The sequence below is a fragment of the Novosphingobium panipatense genome, from assembly GCF_900182875.1.
Classification (GTDB): Bacteria; Pseudomonadota; Alphaproteobacteria; order Sphingomonadales; family Sphingomonadaceae; genus Novosphingobium; species Novosphingobium panipatense.
In genome coordinates, this window is sequence record NZ_FXUI01000042.1 from 1 (window position 1) to 3738 (window position 3738).

Below are 3738 nucleotides of genomic sequence, written 5' to 3' on the forward strand. Positions count from 1 at the left end.
ATTCTTTGCAGTCGAGATTTATGTCGAGTGGTTCGCGCGCGGGCGCAGGTTTCCGTGATGAAGACATCGTTTCTACTCCAGATAATTAAAGTGCCCCCAGCACCAACAAGCTGGAGGATCTATGACGTTGCCAAAGACGGTCGTTTCGTACGGACGGCCCAAGCCCTGGACGGGAGACGCTCCCACCTCAGAAGCTCTATCCACCGCCTTCCACTCTTCTCTTCTGGGGAGTGCGGCAGGATCAGCAGCGCTTTACAAAGCTGCCGCTCGCCATTTCCTGTTCTGGATCGAACAACAGGGCATCGCGGTATCGACCGTCGATGACGCTGTCGTCCGACGTTTCGAGAAGCATCGGTGTCGCTGTCAGGGCTTTCCCCTGCACAAGCCTGACCGACCAGGCTTCACCAGTAAAGTCCGGCGTTTCGTCCGTTTCCTGGAGGACCAGGGCGTTATCGACGTGCCCGACGACGTGGACCGCCTGGACACGCTGTTGGCGGACTATGCGGTATTCCTGGTACAGGAGCACTACAGCGCCGCGGTCATCAAGAGCTACCGTTCGGAAGCGGCGCACTTTGCCGCATGGGTCCGCTTTTCTCGTCTGCGGTGGCAGGATGTCACCGACGATCATGTTGCCCTATATGCCGGCCACAGCTGTCGTTGTCCGGTCTACCGCAAGCGCGGGACGCTGGTCGGTCATTTCGGGCCGCTACGCCGTAGCAAGGGAGCCCGGCGCTTCCTTGGGTTTCTTCGCGATCGGAACATTCTCTCGCAAGTCGACCGCTGGGATCACCAGGATGATGCTCTGGCCCCCTACAAGACGTGGCTGAAGGCGCATTGCGGCAGCTCGGCCGAGACGATCCGGCGCTATTGCGGCGAGGTGAAGCACTGGCTGCCGGAGCTGACCAAGCCCTCGGAGCTGAACGCGGGCATCATCAGGCGGATCGTCGGTCATCGCATCGCTCAGGCGCCGGGTTCCGCTTCGACCATCACTAGCATCATGCGGAGCTATGTGCGTTTTCTCGTCTCGCGGGGGGAGTGCGAGCCGGCGCTCCAACACGCCTTTCCACCGATCAGGCGCTATCGTCTCGGCACCCTGCCACGCTACATGGATGATGCAACGATCGAGAAGATCATTGCGTCCTGCCAGGCCGATACCGCGGTGGAGATCCGCGACAAGGCTATCATCCTGCTACTCGCCAGACTCGGATTGCGGGCTGGCGATATCTGCCAGTTGCGCTTGACCGATATCGATTGGAACGACGGATATCTTCGGGTGAGCGGCAAGAGCAGACGGCCCGACCGCCTGCCATTGCCACAGGATGCCGGGGACGCGATCCTCGATTATATCGAGCGGTCCCGCCCTCCGATCGCCGAGGAGGTGTTGTTCGTTCGGGTGCAAGCTCCTTTTCGGCCGTTCAGTTCGTCGGCTGAGATCGCCGGCATCGTCGCGCGTGTCTTGGATCGGGGCGCCATCGAAGGCGTGCCGACGGGCGCCCACGCCTTCCGCCATTCGCTGGCCACACGGATGCTGCGCGCCGGCGCCGGCCTTGAGTCGGTCGGCACGATCCTGCGCCATCGGTCCCCAGCGACGACGGCCATCTACGCCAAGGTCGACGTTCCGATGCTGCTCAAGGTTGCCCAAGATTGGCCCGGAGACAGGGCATGATGAACGCCCAGATCGAGCGGTATGTCGCGCTGCATCGCAGCTTCGGCCGCAAGTTTGAGGTGCAGGAGCAATTGCTCCGACTCTTCGCCGCCTATGCTCGTGGTTTCGGCGACCGGCACGTCACAGTCGAGCGGCTCTACGATTGGTGCCGGTCGGCGAGTTCCCAGAACGTGGCCAGGGACAGGTTCGACCATCTACGTCGCTTCTGTCTTTATGCTCATGCTGAGGATCGGCAGCATCGGGTGCCCCCAGCTGGCGTATTCGGGAGAGGGAAGCGACGTCGCCCGACGCCTCACATCATCGAGCCCGAGCAAGTTCAGGCGATCATGCAGGCCGCCCTTGATCTTCCGCCCAAGGGCAAGATTAGCCCACACACCTACCACTATTTGTTCGGGCTGCTCGCAACAACCGGGTTACGACTTTCCGAAGCGCTCGCATTGCAGCGCGAGGATTTCACCGCCGACGGCCTGATCATCCGCAACGGGAAGTTCGGTAAGCAACGCCTCCTGCCGATCCAGCCATCAACGCGCAAGGCGTTGGAGGCTTATCTCGCTGTTCGGCGGAAGCTCGGCGCCCACGGCAATGATCTGTTCGTTCACATCCGAGGGCACGCCCCCAGCACAACGCGCGCCTATATAATGTTCGTCAGATTAGCGCGCGAGTTGGGTTTTCGTGGCCCGCCCGGAGATCCCGGCATGCGCGTCCATGACCTACGGCACACGTTCGCCGTTCGGTCGCTGGAGTCCTGTCCTCGCGATTGGGAAGCGATCCGACATCATATGGCAGCGCTCAGCTCCTATCTGGGCCACACGGACGTGGCCAACACATACTGGTATCTCGAAGCCACGCCGGTGCTGCTTCGCGACATCGCTGTCGCGGGTGAGCAGCTTTTCCTGGGAGGTGCAGCATGACCGCGCTCGCTCCCCATCTCGCCGCGTTCCTGCGGGATCATCTTCCCCGCGAGCGTAATGTCAGCCCGCATACGGTGACGACCTATGCGAACTGCTTCGCGCTTTTGGTCCGGTTCGCAGCCGATCGGCTCAGGCGAAGGCCAACTGACCTCACGATCGAGGATTTCGATCCCGAGCTGATCATGGCGTTCCTCGACCATACGGAAGATGCGCGCAAGAACAGCCCCAGAACTCGCAATGCCCGGCTCGCGGCGATCCGGGCGTTCTTCCGTTACGTCGAGTATCGCGTCCCAGCATGCCTCGACCTGGCGCTGCGTGTTCGTGCCGTGCCGACAAAGCGGACCGACACGACCCTCATCGACTATCTGACACGAGATGAGATTACTGCGGTGCTCGACGCACCTGATCCTCGGTCCCGCCTGGGCACTCGAGATCGGGCGATGCTGCACCTTGCCTATGCCGGTGGCCTGCGGGTCGCCGAGTTGCTGTCGCTGCAGATACAAGACTTTCCAGAACGCTCGCTCGCGACGGTTCACATTATCGGCAAGGGCAGACGCGAGCGCGTCTTGCCCCTGTGGCGCGAGACGCAGGCAGCATTGCGGGCTTGGCTCGCCGTCAGGCCGCCATGTCAGGCGGCGGAGATATTCCTCAACGCCAAAGGCGAGCCAATGACGCGCGATGGATTTGCGTTCAGGCTGGCCTTGCATGTCGCCACGGCGGCAAAGAAGCAGCCGTCGCTGCTGCGCAAGCGGGCCACGCCTCATGTGCTACGGCATTCCTGCGCAATGCACACGCTCGCTGCGACCGGCGACATTCGCAAAGTAGCGCTCTGGCTCGGCCATGCCAGCATCCAGAGCACTGAAGCCTACCTGCGCGCCGATCCGGAAGAAAAGCTGCACATCCTCGCCGCACACGGCTCGCCAGCGATCAAGCCAGGCCGGTTCAGGCCTCCGGCTGACCCGCTGATCATGATGCTCAACGACGTTCGGAAACGAGCATAGCTCCGGAGGTCTCTCGCCTCCGACATCGCCCACAACCTTAATTATCTGGAGTAGAAACGATGTCTTCATCACGGAAACCTGCGCCCGCGCGCGAACCACTCGACATAAATCTCGACTGCAAAGAATACGTCTTATCCGGAGATCCAGATAAGATGTATTC

General features: G+C 61.6%; 3 protein-coding genes. All 3 read left to right on the forward strand.

From position 1 onward, the window contains the following. Window positions 1-121 precede the first annotated feature (121 nt). From QOL62_RS19565 to QOL62_RS19575, 3 genes are read left to right on the forward strand one after another with little or no spacing between them, the layout of a single operon-like run. Complete coding sequence (locus QOL62_RS19565) at window positions 122-1666, forward strand: tyrosine-type recombinase/integrase (protein ID WP_283407096.1); 1545 nt, start codon at window positions 122-124, stop codon at window positions 1664-1666. Next, a complete protein-coding gene (locus QOL62_RS19570; protein ID WP_283407095.1) occupies window positions 1663-2577 on the forward strand; it encodes a tyrosine-type recombinase/integrase in 915 nt (304 codons plus the stop codon). Before QOL62_RS19565 ends, QOL62_RS19570 begins: the two co-directional genes overlap by 4 nt. Continuing rightward, window positions 2574-3578 (forward strand): tyrosine-type recombinase/integrase, encoded by a 1005-nt coding sequence (locus QOL62_RS19575; protein ID WP_283407094.1) that lies wholly within the window; start codon window positions 2574-2576, stop codon window positions 3576-3578. Before QOL62_RS19570 ends, QOL62_RS19575 begins: the two co-directional genes overlap by 4 nt. Window positions 3579-3738: the final 160 nt, after the last annotated feature.

Excerpts from the sequence above, each read along its gene's own strand:
- QOL62_RS19575 (WP_283407094.1), top strand. The coding sequence starts at position 2,574 with ATGACCGCGCTCGCTCCCCATCTCGCCGCGTTCCTGCGGGATCATCTT.
- QOL62_RS19570 (WP_283407095.1), top strand. The coding sequence starts at position 1,663 with ATGATGAACGCCCAGATCGAGCGGTATGTCGCGCTGCATCGCAGCTTC.
- QOL62_RS19565 (WP_283407096.1), top strand. The coding sequence starts at position 122 with ATGACGTTGCCAAAGACGGTCGTTTCGTACGGACGGCCCAAGCCCTGG.